Below are 20,095 nucleotides of genomic sequence, written 5' to 3'. Positions count from 1 at the left end.
ATGAGTGTTGTGAACAGCCTGCAGACGATCGAATCCTGGCCGGTGGATAACGCCGCTGCCGCTGTGGTGTCCGCTGACGGTGAGGTGCTGGGAACCGCCGGCGACCAGGACCGCCGCTTTCCGCTGGCTTCCGTCACCAAACTGCTCAGCGCCTACACCGTGCTCATTGCCCTGGACGAGGGGGCGCTGGAGCTTGACCATCCTGCCGGGCCGGAAGGGTCCACGGTTCGGCACCTGCTGGCCCATTCCGGCGGCTACGACTTTGGCGAGCGCACGGTCCGTTACACGCCGGGCACGCGGCGGCTGTATTCCAACGCGGGCTTTGAAGTGCTCGGTGAAAAGCTGGAAGAAGCTACCGGCATCGCCTTCGCCGAGTACATGCGCGAAGGGCTGCTGGTTCCCCTGGGCATGGCCGCCACTGCGTTGGAGGGCTCCCCGGCTGCCGGGGCGGTTTCTACTGTCGCGGACCTGAGCCGGTTTGCGGCCGAACTGCAGTCACCCGTCCTGACCGATCCAGGCAGGCTGGAGGAGGCCAGCCAGGTGGTCTTCCCGGGTCTGGCCGGAGTGCTTCCGGGCTTTGGCCGGCAAAAGGAGAACGACTGGGGCCTCGGCTTCGAAATACGTGATCACAAGTCGCCGCACTGGACGGGCACCAACAGCTCTGCCAAAACCTTTGGCCACTTCGGCCAGTCCGGTACGTTCCTGTGGGTCGACCCGGACGCGCAGGCTGCTGCCGTGTGCCTCACCGACCGGGACTTCGGTCCGTGGGCAGCAGAGGCCTGGCCTCCGTTCACGGATGCTGTCCTCGCGGAACTCGCCGGGCGCTAGGCTCCGGTGTAGGCGTCGGCGTCTGTGCCGGTGCCGGTGCCGGTGATTCAGTCCTATGCCGCCCATACGAGATCGGTGATTCCCACTTCGAGGGTCCCGGTTGGCTGATGCTCTCCGCCGCCGCTTCCGGGCAGCGGTGGCGCGGTGGACCGGTATCTGTGCCCGGTTGGCGTGGTGGTCTCGACGGTGTGCGATCCAAGGACGGTGTGGGACCCAAGGACGGTGTGCGATCCAAGGACGGTGTGCGATCCCGGCTCGTCAGCTACTCGGGTCTTCCAGCCAGGTGCTTCCTTTGCTTGGTTGCACGCCTCGCAGAGTCCCTGCCCGTTAGCAGCACTGGTCGGACCGCCTCGCTTACGCGGCCGGATATGGTCCGTGTGCCGGATCGGCGCCCCGCACCACGGCATCCGGCAGGTCTGGTCGCGGGCAGCAACAAACCGTGCCAAGGACTTGGGGAACAGCCGGGACCTGGAATCCATCGCAATCAACTGGCCGGTAGCAGGCTCGGCGTAAAGCCGCTTAATCCAGCGTTCGGCCTGTTTCTCCTCGGTTCCCGCGGTCTCCCGCTCCCTTCTGGTGCGGCTGGACTTCCCGGCCAAGCTCGTGCCCCGCACCAAGTCCCTGGCCCACTGCGCCGGAACCGGACCATATCCCGCCACGATGGCCGGCTCGGAGTCCCCGGCAAGCAGCGTCCGGTCCGACATCACCAGCTGCACCTCGACCTTCATCCCGTTGGCATCCGCCTCTCCGGTAATCCGCTCCACGAGGGTGTCGGCCATGATCTGACCCCGTCCCCGGGCGTCCCCAGCAGCACGGAGCCGGTCCGCCTCGCGCGATAAGGCAGCGTATACGCCAACGCCCTGGGCCACAGGAAGCAGACCGGTCAGATACGTCATGGTGTCCGGAGCCGGGCGGCAGGAGACGAACCGCTCGGAGGCGGCCTTGGCAGCCCGCCGAACCGCCGACTGCGGATCCAGCCGGTAGGCGGCACTTCTGGCGCGGGCAATAATCTGGCGGTCACCCAGTCCCTCAAGCACACGGGGGTCCCCGGCTGCTTCCTCATCCACCCGTTGCCGGTCCTCCAAGGTCAGGCATGCTGTCTCCCGAACCAGCAACGTTGCCCGCCATTCGCTGATTGTCCCGCTCGTAAGGGCCTGCAGAGTGCAGGGCATCTCGGAGACCAGTGCCTTCGCGAAACCCAGGAGCCGCCCTCCGCGGTTGGCGGACTCCCTACGTGCCAGGGCAATCTGTGACGCAACACCGCGGCCCAGATCTTCGCGCGGGACTCCCGCTGCCGCCTGCTTCCGGCGCTGGGAAGCATCAAAGGCCACGGCGGCCCGAGCCTGGGCAGCAGATGCGGCGGCTTTTAGCTCCTCGAGCGCCCGGATCCGGTCAATGAGTTCGGCATCCTCCGCCAGCGCCGGCGTTACCTGTCCGGCAGGGTCAGACTCAGCCAATACCTCCACCCATCCATACACCGCGGCACTGCCGGCAGTGGCCGGCAGCCGGTGTTCCTGAGGGGAAGAGTATTCGAACATGTGTTCGAGTGTAGTCGTGAAAAGAGCAGCGAAACAGGGCGAAAGTACCTGTTCCGCTACCCGTTTTTCCCGCCTTCAGCGAGTGCACAAACCCCTAACACCGCGCCGGACCGCGCCGAGACAGTCTGCTGGACGTTGCTGCCCGGCATGGACGTAGCTCGAGTGCCCTCACCAGACCAAAGAGCACTCGCGGCGGGTGCCATCTGGCAAAATCGAAGACCTGGACGGTCACCCGATCCAGTTCGTGCAACAGGCGTGAAACCTACCAGCGCCCGTTCCGCGGCTTCGGCTGGCAAACCGGACACGAATAAGAGGACCGGTTCATAAAGGAGTCCCGGCGGATCAGGGTGCTCAGCCCCAGCTCAGCGCACCGCGGGCAAGGCTCACCTTCGCGGCCGTAGGCGTTCAGGGACCGGGCGAAATACCCGGAGGCGCCGTTGACATTGACGTACAGCGAATCAAAGCTGGTTCCTCCGGCGGCCAGGGCACGGGTCATGACGTCCCGCACCGCTTCCACCAGCCGCAGCGCGTCGGCGCGCCGCATGGTGTCGGTGGCCCGGGCAAAGTGCATCCGGGCCGCCCAAAGGGATTCGTCGGCATAGATGTTGCCCACACCGGAGATCAGCCCCTGGTCCAGCAGGGCACGCTTGATTCCGGTCCGGCGGGCGCGCAGCCGGCGGTAGAAATCGTCAAAGGAGAAGGCCGGGTCCAACGGATCGCGGGCAATATGCGCCGCCTCCGCAGCCACCAGAGGCAATCCGGTCTCGGAAAGCCCGCCGGGTTCACCGTCGGGCGTGGGGACCAGGTCGGTGAGGAATACTCCCCCGAAGATCCGCTGGTCCACAAACCGCAGCTCCGAGGGCATCGGCGTTCCGGCAGCGTCAGTGGCAGGGCTGAGCGTAAAGCGGACCTTGAGGTGCTTTTCATCGGGCAGCGAGGAATCCTCCATCAGCAGCTGCCCGCTCATCCCGAGGTGCGCCATCAGCGCCAGGTGCGGGACGCCGTCGTCGTTCCCGGGGCCGGTGACTGCGGATTCCTCCACCAGCGGCAGCCACAGGAACTTGCCGCGGCGGACGACGTCGGTGACAACTGCGCCTTCAAGGTTGCCGGCGAGGTCCTCGGGGCCGGCGGCATGGCGCCGCACGGAACGCGGATCCAGGATCCGGACACCGGTGATGGTGCGGCCGCGGACCCATGATGCGAGTCCGCGGCGGACCACCTCGACTTCGGGGAGCTCTGGCACAGCCGGGGGCCTTTAGGAACCGGCAGCCGCGGCGTCGGTCTTTTTGGCGTTGATCATCTTCCAGGAGGCAGCGGCAGCTTCCTGCTCGGCTTCCTTCTTGGAATGGCCGGTCCCGGAGCCGTACGGCTTGTCCCCAATGTGGAGCACAGCCACAAAGCTGCGCGAATGGTCGGGGCCTGAGCCGGAAACCCGGTACTCAATCTCGCCCATTTTCCGGCTGGCGGCTATTTCCTGGATGCTGGTCTTCCAGTCCGTGCCGGCGCCGAGGGCGTCGGCGTCGGCCAGCAGCGGGCCAATCAGGCGCATCACCATCTGCCGGGCGGTTTCAATGCCGTGGTCCAGGTACACGGCGCCGATTACGGCCTCCGTGGTGTCTGCCAGGATGGAGGACTTATCCCGGCCGTTGGTCAGTTTTTCACCCTGTCCCAGCAGGATGTACTCCCCCAGCCCCAATTCGCGGGCAATGCCGGCGAGGGCTCGGGTACTCACGACGGCGGAGCGGCGCTTGGCCAGTTCACCTTCGGAGAGGTCAGGATTATCCCGGTAGAGCGCATCGGTTACCGAGAACCCCAGAATTGAATCGCCCAGGAATTCCAGGCGTTCGTTCGTGGGGATGCCGCCCTGCTCATAGGCATAGGAACGGTGCGTGAGTGCAAGACGAAGCGTCCCGGCGTCGATATCGACACCGAGACGCTTCATAAGCTCTTCAGTATTCTTCACTTTTTGGATACAACCCGAAAAGCAGTATTCACGGACCCGCCTGCAGCAACATCCCTAGGGGTGTACATAGCGGACCCGAACACTGGTCTTAGACGTCCGCGACCTTGCGGCCCTTGTATTCAAGGAACAGCGCGGTGCCGGCGGAGTCGGTTACGACCTTGGCCTGGTGCGGCAGGCTATAGGTGACGCGGCCGTTCTCCACGGTCTTCACCAGGTTGGGCGCGGTCGCCTTCCACTGGGACCGGCGTGCACGTGTATTCGCGCGGGACATTTTCCGCTTCGGAACAGCCACGACTAACTCTCTTCTCTCTCGTCTGACTCTGTACTTGGTGCCGCAGTATCTTCTGCGGCGGTGCCGGTCAGCCCGGCGAGGGCTGCCCAGCGAGGATCCATGACTTCATGGTGGTGACCCGGATCCTCTTCAAGGCGCGCTCCGCATTCGGAGCAAAGGCCTTCGCAGTCTTCCCGGCACACCGGCTGGAACGGCATGGTAAGAACCACGGCGTCCCGCAATACCGGTTCAAGATCGATGACATCTCGCTCGATCCGGCGTTGCTCTTCTTCCTCTTCTTCTTCGAAGGACTCAGCGTCCTCGTAGTAGAAGAGTTCCTGCACATCGACTTCTTGGTCGTACGCGAGTGGCTTCAGGCAGCGGCCGCATTCGCCCCTTACGGGAGCGATTACGTCGCCGGACACCAAAATCCCTTCGTGCACGGCCTCCAACCTCAGATCAAGCTCGAGGTCGGATCCTTCCGGAACGCCGATAAGCGCAACACCGAAGTCTTTCGGTGCCGGTACATGTTCATGCATGGTCCGCATCGTTCCCGGGCTGCGCCCGAGGTCCCTGACGTTGATAGCCAGGGGAGAATCCGGATTGGACCGCGAAAATTCGCTAATGAGAACTCCTGTAGAACATAGACCGACATATCATCTTAGCCTGACTTGCCGGTATCTCTCAAACTGCGGCTGGCAGGCAGCCGAAGAACGCGTGCATGCACGGTGTTCCGAGACCAGTTTACCCGTCCCCGGCCGTGGCGCTAACCGGACGTCCTGCAGGCCTGCCGGGCCACCGTCGCCTAGGGTTGGTACGTGCCTTCCCTCCACCGGCTCCTGCGCCGCCGCGTCCTTATACAGCTGACGACGGCGGCCCTCTGCGTGGGGTTCGTCTGGCTGCTGGTGGCTGTAAACCTGTTTGTGTTTCCGTCGGCCGCTTCCGACGAGCCTCCCCGGGCCGACGCCGTCGTTGTCCTGGCCGGCGCCAGCAGCGAGCGGCTGCCCGTGGGACTGGACCTGCTGAGCGGGAACCGTGCACCGGTGCTGGCGCTGTCTGCCACCCATACGCCGGGGAATGCGCGGACCGACTATATCTGCACGCACAACGTGAACCCGCGGGTAATGTGCTTTTCCCCCGAGCCCATGACCACCCGCGGCGAGGCCCGGGCTGTGGCACGGCTGGCCAGGGACAACGGGTGGAGGAACATCATTGTGGTGACCTCCAGCTATCACGTTGCCCGTGCCGGCCTGAACCTGGAACAGTGCAGTTCGGTGGACATCACTTTGGTGGCGTCGCAGCCGGATATTGGCCTAACCAACTGGATGGGCCGTTTCGTGGAGGAAACCGGCGGAATCGCTGCGGGCTTTGTCCGCCCGGCCTGCGCCAATCCGGTCTAGCGCGGAGTTAGCAGCCGCTTCAGCACGGTTCCCGGCACGTACTCCGAGATATCGCCGCCCAGCCCGGCCACTTCCTTGATCAGGGAGGAGGAGAGGTGAGTGTAGCTGCCCTCGGCCGGCAGGAACACGGTTTCGACGCCGGTGAGGTGCCGGTTCATCACGGCCATCGGCAGTTCGTACTGGTAGTCCTGCACGGACCGCAGGCCCTTCACAATGGCGTTGGCACCGTATTCGCGGCAGAACTCAGCCAGCAGGCCTTCCCCCATCGGAACAACGGATACTCCGCGCAGCGAGCCCAGGGTTTCCGACGCCAGTTCCAGGCGCTCTTCGGCGGAGAAACGGTATTTCTTCGCATAGTTGGTGGACACCGCCACGATCACTTCGTCGAAAAGACTCGCGGCACGGGCAATCACCTCCACATGGCCGTTGTGGATGGGATCAAAGGAACCGGGGCATACAGCGCGTCGCATAAGTCGAATCTACCGGGTGCGGCGGGGTAATACTTGGTGGATGAGTTCTTCACCAGCCGCGTCCCTGCTCCGCTCCCGGCAGGCTCCGGGCCCCGCCCCCTGGCAGCGCACCGCCGCCGGTGCCAACCTCCTGGCTCCGGACGGCAACCTGGGCGTGACCATTTTCGAGGAAATCACCGCCCTGGCCGGACGGCACGGGGCGATTAACCTCGGCCAGGGTTTCCCCGACGAGGACGGCCCCGCGGAAATGCTCGACGCCGCCCGGGCTGCCATTGCGGGCGGCGCCAACCAGTACGCCCCCGGCCAGGGCCTTCCGGTGCTCCGCAACGCGGTGGCGGCACACCAGAAGCGGTTCTACGGCCTGGACCTTAACCCGGACACCGAGGTGATCGCCAGCACCGGCGCCACCGAAGCCATTGCCTCCACCCTGCTGGCGCTCACCGGCCCCGGCGACGAGGTGCTGACCTTTGAGCCGTTCTACGATTCCTACGGCGCGGTGATCGGCCTCAGCGGCGCCACACACACCACGGTTGCCCTTCAGGCGCCGGACTTCCTGCCCGCCGACGGCGCACTGGAGGCGGCCTTCACCGACCGCACGCGGGTGGTTCTGGTCAATAATCCGCACAACCCCACCGGCACGGTTTTTCCGCGGCGGGTCCTGCAGCAGATAGTCGATCTGGCCGCCCGGCACAACGCCGTCATTGTCACTGACGAGGTTTACGAACACCTCACCTTCGACGCCGCGAAACACATCCCCGTAGCCACGCTGCCGGGGGCCGCGGAGCGGACACTGACCATCTCCTCCGCCGGCAAGACCTTCTCCGTGACCGGCTGGAAGATCGGCTGGGTGACCGGTCCGGCGGCCCTGGTGGCAGGGGTGCGGACCGTCAAGACCTTCCTCAGCTACACCTCGGGCACACCGTTCCAGTCCGCCGTCGCCGTCGGCCTGGAGCTTCCGGATGAGTACTTCACCGGCGCCGCTGCCACCCTGCAGGCCAAACGGGACCTGCTCAGCTCCGGCCTGCAGGCTGCGGGTATGGCCGTGCTGCCCTCACAGGGCACGTACTTCGTCACGGCGGATACCTCCGCGCTGGGCATCACCGATGCCACGTCCCTGGCCCGCCGGCTGCCGGAACTGATCGGGGTGGCGGCCATACCGGTGGCCGTTTTCTGCCACGACGACGGCGCGCGGCGCACCCGCTCGCTGCTGCGGTTCGCCTTCTGCAAGAAGACCGAGGTCCTGGAACTGGCATCCGAACGCCTCGCCGGACTGGGCGGTGTGCTGTGAAAACGTCAGGACGCGGCGGCTCCGGGCGGGGCGGTGTGACCGCGTCACGGCTGCTGCGCGGCATCGGTGCGCATGCCGCCATCACTGAGGACGGATTCACCCCCGGCGCTTTTGTGCTGAGCATCGGCGGAGCGGAGCAGTCCCACGTGGATCTGGCGCGGCCGGAGGAGATCTTCTACGAATACCTGCGGCGGATGGGCAACGTGCTGGATCTGGCCGCAGCGCCCGGGCAGCCGCTGCGGGCACTGCATCTGGGCGCGGGGGCACTGACCCTGACCCGATACCTACAGGCCACAAGACCCGGCTCCGAGCAGGTAGCCGTTGAACTCGAACGCGAACTGCTGGACTTTGTCCTGGCGCATCTGCCCCTGCCCGAAGGCACCCATCTGGAAACCGTCATCGGTGATGCCCGGGAGTCCCTGGACCGCTTTGCCGGCCGGCAGTTCGACGCCGTCGTCCTGGACATCTTCGCCGGCGCCGACGCGCCGGGACACCTGACAACGGCGGAGTTCTACGCAGAGCTGGCACGCCTGCTCTCCCCCGACGGCGTGCTGCTGGTGAACGTGGGCGATGATCCGCCGCTGGCCTTCGCCCGCCGGCAGATCCGCGAGCTTCTGGCCGGCCTGGCAGCGGCAGGCTGCAGCGACGGCGACGTTGCCGCACTGGGCCCGGCCGACATGTTCACCGGCAGGTATCCGGGCAACATTGTGCTGGCCGCAACACCGTTCGGGTGGCCGGAGGAATGGACCCGGAGCCTGCTGGCGGCCGGACCCCACCCGGCGGCGGTGCTCACCGGGGAGGAACTGGACGTCTTCGCGTCCTAGCGAAGCGCCTATGTGCAGCCCTGGTGGAGTTATCTAGCTATCTAGCAACCGCCGTACGCTCCGGGAAGGCGCCACCTTTCATAACATTGGCGTAACTGCTACTCAAATGCCCCAGATCAAGTGCTTGTTTCCCAGCTTTCGCAAGTCGGTGCGCGAGTACGCTTCCCGCGGGTCCTAGCGAAATCAACACCATCTTCTCAGGCGCATCTACAGCAGCCTGTTCGACGCGATTCAAATCGGAATAGGCATCTCTCGGCAGACTATGTTCGAATCGCCATGCTCTCAGATTATCGAATAGATCCGGTTCCAACTCAAAACGTGACCCCTTGCCGGTCACGATGAGCACTTCCCTGTCGTCCCATATGTGCCTCCATGCGTCTACCAAGTCGTCACCATGCGCCTGAAAGGCAACGGGTCTAGTCACATGCAGATTGCCGAAGCGAGGGAGCTCTCCCACGTAGGCCTTCATATCCGACCACAACTCATGGAGCACCACATTCCAGTGCAAGTGATCAGCAAAGATTTGGGGAAGGCCAATCAGTAGGTTGGATGCCCCCTCGCCCGCGAACGCCGCCTTCAAATCGGAAGAAAGCTCGGCACTGTTACGCTGGAAATATATGCTGTACTCCGGGCGAAACATGTTCCGCAATTCGCCATCGCCGAACCTAGCGAAGCTAAGGGACTCTGCGGATATCGCATGCAAAGTGTCCATAAAACTTAGCTGTTTGCCATGAAACGCCCGCCTAACCTCATCCAACAAAGGTTGGCTTGCCATCGTCTTTAGTCCGTCGACAAGACGACGCGTAGTGACGGATTCTTCCTGAATTTTGGCTATCGCCTGGCCCTGAACCTTCAAAACCTGAAGTATGTCTTCGAGTAAGCGATTCTGGCGGGCTGCGTGCTCTATGAGTGCATCATCGGCGCTTGACAATGGTTCCCCCTTGGTTTGATGTCGGATGGAGGTCCGTCGATCCTTAGCGCTGGCCTTCACCTACAGAACATCGAAGATTCTCCGATGTTCTGTAGCAACTGACACCGCAAGGAGGAGCATGCCATCCTCGGACATTGCCCGTAGGACCGGCTTAGGCGGTGTCAGTTATCAGCCCCACAGACTCATCCCACCCAGAATCGGGCCTAGCATGATCGAGCTTCTTATATGGAAGAGGCGTAGTCAATGGCTGAATCACAATGATTCAACCTCGTATTACTCGGTCGGGAGCCTACTTCGGCTCGGCGAACCAGAGCGTGGTTTCGCCGTATTTCTTCTCGCTGAAGCGCTCCAGCCCGGCCGGCCAGCCCGGTTCCGGTGAACGCGTGGACCGTTCCAGCACCACCACGGCCCCCTCGGCCAGGTGGCCGGCCAGCGGGGTCAGCACGGCGTCGAGTTCACCTTCGGTAAGCGCGTACGGCGGGTCGATGAACACCAGGTCCCAGCGGACGTCCGCCGGCACCCGCATCAGGTAGGTCTCGGCTTTGGCCCGGTGCACGTTCACGCGGGAATGGCCCAGGAGCTTGGAAACCAGGTCCGCGTTGCTGCGGCAGGTGGCGGCGGCCTTGTCAGCCAGCTCCACCAGATCCACGCTGCGGGCGCCGCGGCTGGCGCTTTCCACGCCCAGTGCTCCGGAACCGGCGAACAGGTCCAGCACTCTGGCGTCCTGCAGGATGTCGTAGGACTCGAGCCGGGAGAACAGTGCTTCCTTCACCCGGTCGGTGGTGGGACGGGTTCCGTCCCCGGGAACGCTGTACAGGGTGGTTCCGCCGGCGGCTCCGGCAATAATGCGGCTCATGCTTTCACCTTATCCGCCACCGGGCAGCGGGCCGGAACCGGAGGGTGCCCGGGGCGCCTGCTAGCCCCGCTCAAGGAACGCTTCGGCCTCGGGGTTCAGGTACGCCTCGATGGCTTCGTCCAGGGCCGGATATCCGCGAAGGTCCGGATCCTCGGCCACCAGGGCCACGGCGTCGGCACGGGCCTTTTCAATGAGGGCTTCATCCTGGACGGCGCGCAGCAGTTTCAGGGTGGACCGGCCACCGGATTGGCTGGCACCGAGGATGTCGCCTTCGCGGCGCAGCTCCAGGTCCTTGCGGGAGAGTTCAAAGCCGTCGGTGGTGGCGGCCACCGCCTCCAGCCGCTCCCGGCTCGGGTGGCCCGGTTCCAGCTGGGTAACCAGCAGGCACGTTCCGGGCAGCCCGCCACGGCCTACCCGGCCGCGCAGCTGGTGCAGCTGGGAAATGCCGAACCGGTCAGCGTCCATAATCACCATCAGCGAGGCGTTCGGAACGTCCACGCCCACCTCGATGACGGTGGTGGACACCAGCACGTCGATATCCCCGCGGTTGAACGCGGTCATGGTCTCGTGCTTGTCCGCCGGGTCCAGCCTGCCGTGCAGAGGGGCAACCACTTTTCCGTCCAGCGCCGGGACGGTGGTGAGGTATTCGGTCAGCTCCGTGACGGACGTCAGTTCCTGGCGCTGGGCCCGCTCCCGGGTGCCGCCGTCGTCATCGAACAGCGCGACGTCGCTGCCCGGCTCATCTTCCCGGGCACCGATCTTGGGGCACACCACGTACACCTGCCGGCCGGCGTCGATCTCTTCCCGGGCACGGGCCCAGATCCGCTGTTCCCACTGGGGGTTCTCCGCCAGCGGAGCAACGAAGGTGGAGATGGGTGCCCGGCCGGCAGGAAGCTCGGTGAGCGTGGAGACCTCCAGATCGCCGAAGACGGTCATGGCGACCGTCCGCGGAATGGGGGTGGCGGTCATGACCAGCAGGTGCGGGGTGCTGTGACCCTTGGTGCGCAGCACGTCACGCTGCTCCACGCCGAACCGGTGCTGTTCATCCACCACCACCAGGCCAAGATCAGCGAAACTGACATGCTCGGACAGCAGTGCGTGTGTGCCGATGATGATGCCGGCGGCTCCGCTGGCGGCATCCAGCATGGCGGCACGGCGGCCGGCGGTGTTCATGGATCCGGTCAGCAGTGTCACCCGGGTGCCGTCCGGGTCCCCGTCCAGCTGCCCGCCCCTGCCCAGAGGGCCAAGCATGGCGCTGATTGATTCGTAGTGCTGCGCCGCCAGGACCTCGGTGGGGGCGAGCAGGGCTGCCTGTCCCCCGGCGTCGATCACCTGCAGCATGGCACGCAGGGCCACCAGTGTTTTACCGGAGCCCACCTCACCCTGCAGGAGCCGGTTCATCGGATGGTCCCCGGCCAGTTCCGCAGACAGCTCCCGGCCGATCTCCGCCTGCCCGCTGGTGAGGGTGAACGGCAGGGACTGATCGAAGCGGTCCAGCAGGCCGCCGGGCACCGCCGGCCTGGCGGTTGCCTCCTCCTGCGCAGTCAGGGCACGACGGCGGGCCAGTGCCGTCTGCAGGACCAGCGCCTCCTGGTAGCGGAACCGGTGGCGGGCCTTGTAGGCGTCGGCGACCTCGGCGGGGCGGTGGATCTGCTCATACGCCTCGGTCAGGCCGAGGAGGCACTCCCGGTCCCGGATCGACGCGGGAAGGGGATCACGCAGCCGTTCGGTTTGCAGGGTGTCCAGCAGCATGGCCACGGACTTGGCGATGGTGGGGCTGGCGACCTTGGCGGCGGCCGGGTAGACGGGAATAGGCCGTTTGGCTTCCTCTTCATCCACGGCGTCTTCATCCAGCAGGACATAGCTGGGGTTGGTCAGCTGCAGCTGCCCCTTGTAGGCGCCGACCTTGCCGGAAAACATGGCCCGGCTGCCCACGACGAGCTCCTTGGCGGCATTGAACCCATTGAAGAACGTCAGGTGAAGCTGCCCCAGGCTGCCGTCGGTGTCATCGGTGACCACTACTTCAACGATCGTCCCCTTGCGGGCTCGCATCTGCCGGCGGTTGTTGCTTTGCACGCGGGCAATCAGGGTGACTTCTTCATCAAAAGGGATCTCGGCAATGGGTGTCAGCTCGCCGCGTTCCAGGTAGCGGCGCGGAAAGTGGTGGAGCAGGTCCCCCACGGTCTTCAGGCCCAGATGCTTTTCCAGTGCCTTGGCGGTGGTCTTGCCGATCCGCCGGTCCAGAGGGAATTCGAGTTCCCCGGGGAGCCTAGAGTCCATGTGCCTTGGAGGTCTCCCCTGCCCCCGGGAAGACCGGAAAGTCAGGGTTAGGCGTGATGACGGGAAGTTCCCGGGTCTCGTGCCCGTCAGCCGAAAGCTCGGTGATGGACAGGTTCATGGGTTCACCGAGCTGGCGCAGCAGGTCAATGGTGGCGCCGGCGTCCGGCGTGTGCACGTGCACCCGCCAGCGGTAGCCGTCCTCCACGGGGCTGACGGCGCTCATGATCACCGAGTCCCCCATCTCGTCCAGCTGAAGCCTCAGGGTGGCGGCATCCAGCGGGCTGAGGTTGATGGTGCACATCACTTCCACGCCTTCCATGCGGGGCATGTGCGCGTGGATGTGCGGGGCCTGGACGTCGTAGCCGTGCAGCCCGTCCAGGAGTTCCTCCTGCAGCTCCTCCCCCAGTGCCGCCGCGCGCAGGGCATCCAGGATGAGCAGGAAGCCGACGCCGCCGGCATCCACCACCCGTGCTTCGGTCAGCGCATCGAGCTGGTTTTCGGTATCCACGACGGCGGCCAGCGCGGCATCCATCATGGCGCGCAGGGTCAGGGCCAGCCCTGCGTTGCTGTCATCTCCGGTGATAGCGGCTTCACTGTCCGAGGCGGCGTGTGCGGCTGCTTCAAGGACCGAAAGCATGGTGCCCGGAACCGGGTCGCTGAGCACGGACCAGGACCGCAGCTGGGCACGCTGCAGGGCGGCGCCCAGCAGCGGTGCGGAGAGCCGGACGGCGCCGGCGAGGGGCTCGGCCATGGAGGTGAGGAAAACGGAGAAGAGGGTGCCCGAGTTTCCGCGGGCGGATTCCATCGCGGCGCGGCCTGCCAGGCCCAGGAGTTCACCGATGTCAGCGGTGTCGGCCTCGGCCGCTGCTTCCGTAGCCGCACACAGGGTCAGGTACAGGTTGGTACCGGTGTCGCCGTCGGCCACCGGGAAGATGTTGATGGCATTGAGGCGGTCGCTGTGGTTGCCCAGGGACACCTCTGCGTTGCTCAACCATCGCTTCAGCGCTTGCGCGTTGGCGGTGATCTTAGTCTGCAAAGTAATCCCGATTCCTGCTTATGGGGCTCATCTGGGCCATCCGTCCGGTTCCCGCCGTCCTTGCCGCTAACCGTTTATGTCATTAGGAAGCCTACCGCAGGGCACTGACAGACGCCGATAACGATTTGCCGCCGGTTCGGGAGGAAACGGACGCTTCGTAGCGGCGGGTTGGGCGCCGCCGTACACCTGGCGGAATGCCGGCAGGTATGGCGGCAGGTGTGGCCGGGCCTTCCGCACGCAGTCCGCTTACTCGAGTAACCGGCACGCGGTTCTCAAGTAATAAGAACCGTTTTTCACGCAGACCAACCATTAGATTTCTGCTGTCATCAGCGTTTTTCGGCCCTAAGCTAAACCGTTCCAGGTTCAAATTGGGGGTTCCCTTGCCAGTTATTATGCCTATCTACGGCACCCGCCCGGAGGCTATCAAGATGGCCCCGATCATTGCCGAGCTGAAAAAGTCCAACACCTTGGAGTGCTTCATCACGGTGACCGGGCAGCACCGGTCAATGCTGGACCAGGTGAACGCGTTGTTCGACATCGTGCCCGACCATGATCTCGATATCTTTGAGCCGGGTCAGTCCCTCAACGCCATTCTCACCCGCACCATAAACGGCCTCGACAAGCTTTTCAGCGTCAACCGTCCCGATGCCGTTGTGGTCCAGGGCGACACAACTACCTCAACCGCGGCAGCCATGGCTGCTTTCTACCACACCATCCCGGTTGTCCACGTGGAGGCCGGGCTTCGAAGCGGCAATCTACATGCACCGTTTCCCGAAGAAGGAAACCGGAAAATCACCACTCAGATCTCGAGCCTCCATCTGGCACCCACGGAAACCAGCAGGGACAACCTGCTGGCGGAGAAAGTCAGGCCGGAAAACATTGTGGTAACTGGGAACACCGTTGTGGATGCTCTGTATTCCGCTATGGACAGAGAGATCCGATTCGCTGATACACGGCTGCAGGAACTGGCCTCCGGCGGGCGAAAAATGCTATTGGTCACCACCCACCGGCGCGAGAACCAGGGCGAAGCGATGCACCGCATTGGCCGGGCGCTGGCACGTATTGCCTCAGCCGAGCCGGATTTGACGATTGTCCTGCCGATTCACAGCAATCCGGCCGTCCGGTCTGCAGTGTTGCCCTATGTGGACAGGCTCCCCAACGTCCACATCACGGAACCGCTCGAATACGGGGAATTCACCCGGCTGCTCTGTCTGGCAAACGTTGTCCTCACGGACTCCGGCGGGGTGCAGGAAGAGGCAGCCAGCCTCGGAACTCCCGTCCTCGTGATGCGGGACGCCACGGAACGGCCCGAGGTATTGGAGGCCGGCGTGGCGAAACTTGTCGGCACCAACGAGGACAGCATCGTCAGCGAGGTTGACCTGCTGCTGCATGACGCCAGTCGCCTGTCGGCAGGGCTCGGAGCGGTCAACCCGTACGGGGACGGACATGCCGCCCGCCGGTGTGTTGATGCCATGGAAAAACTTCTGACCGCGGACCGGCCCTACGCCATCCGGTCCTGAGGACTACGCACCGCCCGCCGAGCGCTCCAGAACCGCCGTCCATTCGCGGATGAACGGGTTTGCTTGGAAGACCGCCAAACATCGCTATGAAACCGTGGTCTACCGGCATTTTTGCGCTTCCACCCATCCGGAGACTACTGCTGATTGTTCGTGAAAAAGAGGCTCTTTGGTGCCATCTGAATAGCTTGAGGGGAATTACCTACAGCCAGGGAACTTGGGGGTCATTACGTATTGACGGGGCTCCCGGCGAATATAGGCTCGGCGTCATGGTGATCCTGAATACGCTGGCGAAGTACAGCGACGAGAACGGGAATCGGATTATTTATGATGGCAGCGCAATCCCGAACGTCCGAATTGAATTCAACGGCTCGGGGAACAGCTTTCGCGTTAGGTCAGGCGTGTTTTTGGGCAAGCTGGACGTGGTCTTCGATTGCGACAACGGCGTTCTTGACATGGCGGGCAACAGCTTTGGCACATTCTCGGCTTTTATCCGCATCGGACAGGACTCCCGGGTCATCCTGGGGAAAGAGCTGACAACCACCAACACGTGCGTGATTTCGGCTGTCGAAGGAACATCGGTTGTCATCGGAGATGACGTCATGCTGGCAAGTGACAACGAGATCCGCGCCGATGACGGGCATGCCATCTTCGATGTCATCACGGACCGGCGGGTCAACTGGTCCAGGGACATCACCATAGGCAACCACGTATGGGTAGCCAAACGTGCTGTCCTGCTCGGTGGCGCGCGCGTTGCCGACGGAAGCGTCATCGGATTCGGCTCCCTGGTCACGGGTCCGGCGCCCAATAACAGTGTCGCCGCCGGCGTACCCGCGCGGGTGATCAAACGCAATGTGGCGTGGGAGCGGCCCCATCTTTCACGGACGAGGCCCTTTTACAAACCTGATGCAAGCACCGTCGCCAAGTCCGCTTACTGGGACAAGACAGAGGATCAGGAACCCGACGTACCCTTTGTGGCACTTTATGAGAGCAACGGCGCGACGTTTGCCGTCTCGTTTGCCTCCGAGTCCGCTGCACACCGGTGGTCGGACCGCTACTGCACAGCAGCCAGAATTGTCCCCGTGATAAGGCAGGACGAAGCTTCAAGGCAACTGGATTCCCACCCGGGAGCCTAAAGAGCAACGGCGGCAAACTTCGCCAGGGCGTCTTTTTGGTAGACCTCGTAGTCAAAGGGATGGTGGGGCACCTCTCCGCGGAAGTACCGCCGGAATCCGTCCGCCAGGCCCTCCGCACTGTTCTCCACAAGGAGTCCGTGCACGTCTTCGAGGACGCTTCGCGGTCCCACCACGTCCGTGGATATCACCGGACGGTCCAGGATCAGTGCCTCCAGGACCACCAGGCCCTGTCCCTCGTAGTCCGATGAAAAAACAAAGCAGTCGGCATTCTTCAGGATGGCGAAGGGGTTTGCCCGTCGGCCGGCGAGCATAACCTGAGCGCCAAGGCCCAGTTGGACAATGAGCTGCTGGAGCCCTTCCTCCAACGGACCATCCCCCAGAATGGCGAGCTTTGCCCTCGGATAGTCGGCGGCCACGCCGGCGAAAGCCCGGATGAGTTTCGCATGGCCCTTTTCCGGGGAGAGCCGTCCCAGGGTGACAAACAGGGTGTCACCTTCCTCTACCCACTCGGCAATGTCATGGTCGAGCGGTTCGGCCGCCATGCGCACTGTTTCCTCCGGATTGACGAGGTTGTTGCAGTAGGTAAAGGACTCCGGACTGAGGTGAAAGTCTTCCGAAAGCCGCTGACGGTTTTCTTCGGAAACGCTCTTGGTTACGGATATCAGCGAGTCGAACTTTCGGTAGAGCCGGAAGTTGGCCTCAAGGTACTCGAACCGGTTTTTCCACTCTTTGTGCATGTCATTATGCAGATAGACGGATTTCCTTGCCCGTTCGAGTGGAGCGCTGCCAAGCAGGGCGACCCAGAACCTCGCATAGCCCTCAAAACAGATGACGGAGTCGAAGGCCGCGTCCCCGAAGACACGACGGAATTCGCGTGCGAATGCCCGGTCAATGATGCTCCACATTTCCGGCGTGTCCACGGCATGCTGGGTGTTCATCTTGTCAATCACCCAGCGCTCCTCGGGCGTGAGGACGTGGGTTCCCACTCGCGCCAGTACCCGTACATGCTCCGGGTTCTGAGCGAATTTCTCCAGGCGCTCGGCCTTGGAGCCCAGCGCCTCCGGGTCAACGACGACGTAGACGTTGTTCTCAGTGCGGTCGATATGCGAGACGAGGTTCAGATAGGAGGTGGTGATGCCGTTGGGCAGGAACGAGCCCTGGAACAGCAGGACATTCCGTTTACCGTCCTGTTTCACGGGAACCTCGCAACCGGACGCACCGAAAAAGAAGAACTCGACAGCCCGGCCCGACGCTTTCCCGTCCTCCAACGGGCAGAATCTCCGCATTGCTGCATCCCGCCGCTCGGTGTTTTCGGCTATATCTTCGCTCTCCAGTCCGGTGGCAACCCGGTCCATCAGTGCTTCAACGTCGTAGCAGATGCTGCCCGGCAGTGTTTCGAGGTCGAAGTAGAGTCCGCGTTCCGCTTCATACTCGTCCCGGTCGTGCGCGTAGTAGACGATGGGCCGCCCCGTGGGTATGAAATCGAAGAAGATACTCGAATAGTCCGTGACCAGGACGTCAACAATGGCAAGGAGGTCGTTCGTGTCGACGGCGGCAGGAACCGTATGCCGCTCCAGGGCATCCCCGCTGGCCTGATCACCCGTCATGGTGTGCCCACGGTAGAGGAAATGCCAGTTGCCGGACCCGAGCGCCTGGACATCCGCGAGCAGACGGGCGTTGTCGAGCCTGCCCGAGCCGAGGTCCCCCCGCCAGGTGGGGGCATACAACACGACCTTCTTGTCGGCGGGTATCCGCAGCTTGGCCCTGAGCGCCCGCCGCCGTGCGCTGTCTGCTGTGAGAGTGGCGTCTATCCGCGGATAGCCGGTTACCGCGAGACGTCCACTGTAGAGTCCGGCCACGTCATACTTCTCAATCAGGCAATCGGCCGTAAAATCGTTCGGCGCGATCATGTGCGTGGCGTGCAGGAAATTGCGGGCGGCGTTCTTATGATCCATGAACCCGTTCCGGATATCCCGGCCCAGGGTCTTGAGCGGCGTACCGTGCCACGTATTGAGGTATTTCTGTTCCGGTCGGCGAATGAAGTACGGAGGGAAAGTATTGTCGTTGATCAGGTAGGCCGCACTTGCCAGGTAGCGCAGATAAAGGTCACTGCTCCTCGGGACATAAACGACATCAACGCGGCCCTTGAGTTCCTCCGGTACCGCTTCCTCCCGGTTCAGCACCCACACATGGGTGAAACCATTAAACCGGGGATCGCGGATGACCGTCCGGTAGATCTGCAGCGGATTCCCTGCGACTGCAGCCCCGTGCATGCTCTCGTACATGATGGTGCGGGTGTCAACCGTGAGGGTTTCCATGTATTCCGTGTACGCCATGCCCTGCTTGTGGTGCTTGTGTTTCATGTACTGCCCCGTGTCCACGGCGTGGGCCCGCTTGAACTGCCTCGTCTCGGCAAACGCCGCACACGCGTCCTGGTAACTGCCGGTGAGCATCAGGGCACAGCCCAGCCGGAAATACCGCTCCGGAGAGTAGTCGGTTGTTCGTTGGACAGTGGCGAGATACGCCTCCGCCGCTACAAAGTTGCATCCCAGGCTTTCGGCCCGCTGGCCAAAGTCGTAGAGAAGTTCAGCGGATTGTGTGGCCCTTAGCTGTCCCAGGTCCCGTTCCAAAGCCCGCGCCAGGTATGGATCTGCCTGTACCGGTGAAGGCTGTGGGACAGGACCGTCTTTGTGGGCGAGGAAGTAGGCAACACATGCTTCCCGGTACTTTCCCTGGAGACGCAGCACATGGCCCAGCCGGTATTTCCAGTACCGGCTGCCCGCTGAGGGGCTGCCCAGCACGGTGGCGTAGGCGGCTTCGGCGGCCTGCAGATCCCCCAGCCGCTCGTAGGACAGACCAAGGCGCCAGAACAATTTGGCGGTCAGTGGACTGATCCGGGTTCCTGCGAGGAGCACTTCCGCGGCGCCGGCCCAGTCATAGGCTTTTTGCCGGGCCACACCCAGGCGATAGTGCAGCTCCACTGAACTCCGTTTGTCGCGCAGCGTCCTGGCGTACGCTTCTGCGGCCAGTTTCCACCGCCCTCTTGCTTCGAAGAAGACTCCGATGCCGAAGTCCCTGGCCCCAAGCCGCTTGTCACGGGACACGGCACGCTGAAATGCGCTGTCGGATTCGGGCTGGTTTCCGGCAAGCTGCCAGGCCCAGCCTTCTTTGAAGTGCAGATTCGAGTCCTCGGGTTTCAAACCCGTACAGCGGGCATAGGCCCCGCCGGCCAGCGCATACCGGCCCATGCGGAAATACGCATCCCCCAGCCGCTCGGCCCAGTTGTGGTCCGTCGCATGGGCTTCCAGCCCGTCTTCCAGCGCCTCGGTCAACTGCCAGGTTGGCCCGCGGCTTTCAACCACGGCGTCGACCCGCAGTTTCGTAATGGCCGCCTCGCATGATTCAGCGCGGTGTATCCATCCCGGCTGGCCGGGCTCCAGTCCGAGTGCTGCCCGGTACTGCCGGAGTGCATCGCCGTATTTTTTTTGCCTCTCCAGGACAAACCCCAGCCGGTAGTGCCAGGACGCGTTTCCGGGGTTCAGATCCACTGCCCGCCGGAGATGCGGAAGTGCTTCGTCGAGCCGCTCCAACCGGAACAAGGCATGCCCCAGCCTAAACACCACTTTCGGGTTGTTCTCTTCACCGCCCTGCATCAGGCGGGTGTACGCGTCGGCCGCCCCGGTCCAGTCATTCTTCTTTTCCAGGTTTAAAGCGTGCGCGTAGACCGCCTGCCATCCAATCATCTTTCCCCCACTCG

17 protein-coding genes are annotated in these 20,095 nt (G+C 63.6%); 6 read left to right on the top strand and 11 right to left on the bottom strand.

What is annotated here, in order from left to right:
• Window positions 1-9: 9 nt before the first annotated feature.
• A complete protein-coding gene (locus tag QWJ37_RS06900; protein WP_290245282.1) occupies window positions 10-828 on the top strand; it encodes a serine hydrolase domain-containing protein in 819 nt (272 codons plus the stop codon).
• 53 nt (window positions 829-881) lie between these two features.
• On the opposite strand, the gene QWJ37_RS06895 is transcribed toward QWJ37_RS06900, so the two are convergent.
• From QWJ37_RS06895 to QWJ37_RS06875, 5 genes are all read right to left on the bottom strand, one after another.
• Entirely contained in the window at window positions 882-2,366 is a 1,485-nt protein-coding gene (locus tag QWJ37_RS06895; RefSeq protein ID WP_290244889.1) for an HNH endonuclease signature motif containing protein, read from the bottom strand.
• Window positions 2,367-2,628: 262 nt separating this feature from the next.
• Window positions 2,629-3,609, bottom strand: a complete 981-nt coding sequence (gene mutM / locus QWJ37_RS06890) for a bifunctional DNA-formamidopyrimidine glycosylase/DNA-(apurinic or apyrimidinic site) lyase (protein WP_290244888.1) — start codon at window positions 3,607-3,609, stop codon at window positions 2,629-2,631.
• 12 nt (window positions 3,610-3,621) lie between these two features.
• The gene (gene rnc, locus QWJ37_RS06885; protein ID WP_227901464.1) at window positions 3,622-4,329 is read right to left on the bottom strand and encodes a ribonuclease III; all 708 of its coding nucleotides are present in this window, start codon (window positions 4,327-4,329) and stop codon (window positions 3,622-3,624) included.
• Window positions 4,330-4,417: 88 nt separating this feature from the next.
• Complete coding sequence (gene rpmF, locus QWJ37_RS06880) at window positions 4,418-4,621, bottom strand: 50S ribosomal protein L32 (RefSeq protein ID WP_146364453.1); 204 nt, start codon at window positions 4,619-4,621, stop codon at window positions 4,418-4,420.
• 2 nt (window positions 4,622-4,623) lie between these two features.
• Window positions 4,624-5,190, bottom strand: coding sequence for a DUF177 domain-containing protein (locus QWJ37_RS06875; RefSeq protein WP_227901578.1), 567 nt, complete (start codon window positions 5,188-5,190; stop codon window positions 4,624-4,626).
• Between the two features lie 228 nt (window positions 5,191-5,418).
• Here QWJ37_RS06875 and QWJ37_RS06870 point away from each other — a divergent pair, with 228 nt between their 5' ends.
• The gene (locus QWJ37_RS06870; RefSeq protein WP_290244887.1) at window positions 5,419-6,000 is read left to right on the top strand and encodes a YdcF family protein; all 582 of its coding nucleotides are present in this window, start codon (window positions 5,419-5,421) and stop codon (window positions 5,998-6,000) included.
• On the opposite strand, the gene coaD is transcribed toward QWJ37_RS06870, so the two are convergent.
• Window positions 5,997-6,470 (bottom strand): pantetheine-phosphate adenylyltransferase, encoded by a 474-nt coding sequence (gene coaD, locus QWJ37_RS06865; protein WP_227901462.1) that lies wholly within the window; start codon window positions 6,468-6,470, stop codon window positions 5,997-5,999. The genes QWJ37_RS06870 and coaD overlap by 4 nt on opposite strands.
• Window positions 6,471-6,510: 40 nt before the next feature.
• On the opposite strand from coaD, the gene QWJ37_RS06860 reads away from it, so the two are divergent.
• Both QWJ37_RS06860 and QWJ37_RS06855 read left to right on the top strand, forming a co-directional pair.
• Window positions 6,511-7,758, top strand: a complete 1,248-nt coding sequence (locus QWJ37_RS06860) for an aminotransferase class I/II-fold pyridoxal phosphate-dependent enzyme (RefSeq protein WP_290244886.1) — start codon at window positions 6,511-6,513, stop codon at window positions 7,756-7,758.
• A 35-nt stretch (window positions 7,759-7,793) separates the two neighbouring features.
• Complete coding sequence (locus QWJ37_RS06855) at window positions 7,794-8,582, top strand: fused MFS/spermidine synthase (protein WP_290244885.1); 789 nt, start codon at window positions 7,794-7,796, stop codon at window positions 8,580-8,582.
• Window positions 8,583-8,619: 37 nt separating this feature from the next.
• Here QWJ37_RS06855 and QWJ37_RS06850 read toward each other — a convergent pair whose 3' ends face one another.
• The 4 genes from QWJ37_RS06850 to QWJ37_RS06835 all read right to left on the bottom strand — a co-directional run bounded on the left by QWJ37_RS06850 (window position 8,620) and on the right by QWJ37_RS06835 (window position 13,652).
• Window positions 8,620-9,513: a GT-D fold domain-containing glycosyltransferase gene (locus QWJ37_RS06850; protein WP_290244884.1), complete on the bottom strand. Its 894-nt coding sequence runs from the start codon at window positions 9,511-9,513 to the stop codon at window positions 8,620-8,622.
• 289 nt (window positions 9,514-9,802) lie between these two features.
• Complete coding sequence (gene rsmD / locus QWJ37_RS06845) at window positions 9,803-10,369, bottom strand: 16S rRNA (guanine(966)-N(2))-methyltransferase RsmD (protein ID WP_290244883.1); 567 nt, start codon at window positions 10,367-10,369, stop codon at window positions 9,803-9,805.
• Window positions 10,370-10,429: 60 nt separating this feature from the next.
• A complete protein-coding gene (locus QWJ37_RS06840) occupies window positions 10,430-12,649 on the bottom strand; it encodes an ATP-dependent DNA helicase RecG (protein WP_290244882.1) in 2,220 nt (739 codons plus the stop codon).
• A complete protein-coding gene (locus QWJ37_RS06835) occupies window positions 12,639-13,652 on the bottom strand; it encodes a DAK2 domain-containing protein (protein WP_290245281.1) in 1,014 nt (337 codons plus the stop codon). Before QWJ37_RS06835 ends, QWJ37_RS06840 begins: the two co-directional genes overlap by 11 nt.
• 413 nt (window positions 13,653-14,065) lie before the next feature.
• On the opposite strand from QWJ37_RS06835, the gene wecB reads away from it, so the two are divergent.
• Together wecB and QWJ37_RS06825 are read left to right on the top strand one after the other, a co-directional pair.
• Window positions 14,066-15,205, top strand: a complete 1,140-nt coding sequence (gene wecB / locus QWJ37_RS06830; protein WP_290244881.1) for a UDP-N-acetylglucosamine 2-epimerase (non-hydrolyzing) — start codon at window positions 14,066-14,068, stop codon at window positions 15,203-15,205.
• 266 nt (window positions 15,206-15,471) lie between these two features.
• Window positions 15,472-16,338 (top strand): acyltransferase, encoded by an 867-nt coding sequence (locus tag QWJ37_RS06825; RefSeq protein WP_290244880.1) that lies wholly within the window; start codon window positions 15,472-15,474, stop codon window positions 16,336-16,338.
• Here QWJ37_RS06825 and QWJ37_RS06820 read toward each other — a convergent pair.
• The gene (locus QWJ37_RS06820) at window positions 16,335-20,081 is read right to left on the bottom strand and encodes a CDP-glycerol glycerophosphotransferase family protein (protein WP_290244879.1); all 3,747 of its coding nucleotides are present in this window, start codon (window positions 20,079-20,081) and stop codon (window positions 16,335-16,337) included. The two genes, QWJ37_RS06825 and QWJ37_RS06820, sit on opposite strands and share 4 nt — an antisense overlap.
• Window positions 20,082-20,095: the final 14 nt, after the last annotated feature.

This window comes from Arthrobacter sp. YD2 (assembly GCF_030410475.1).
GTDB lineage: Bacteria > Actinomycetota > Actinomycetes > Actinomycetales > Micrococcaceae > Arthrobacter_B > Arthrobacter_B zhangbolii.
This window is presented reverse-complemented; position numbering and strand designations above follow the sequence as displayed.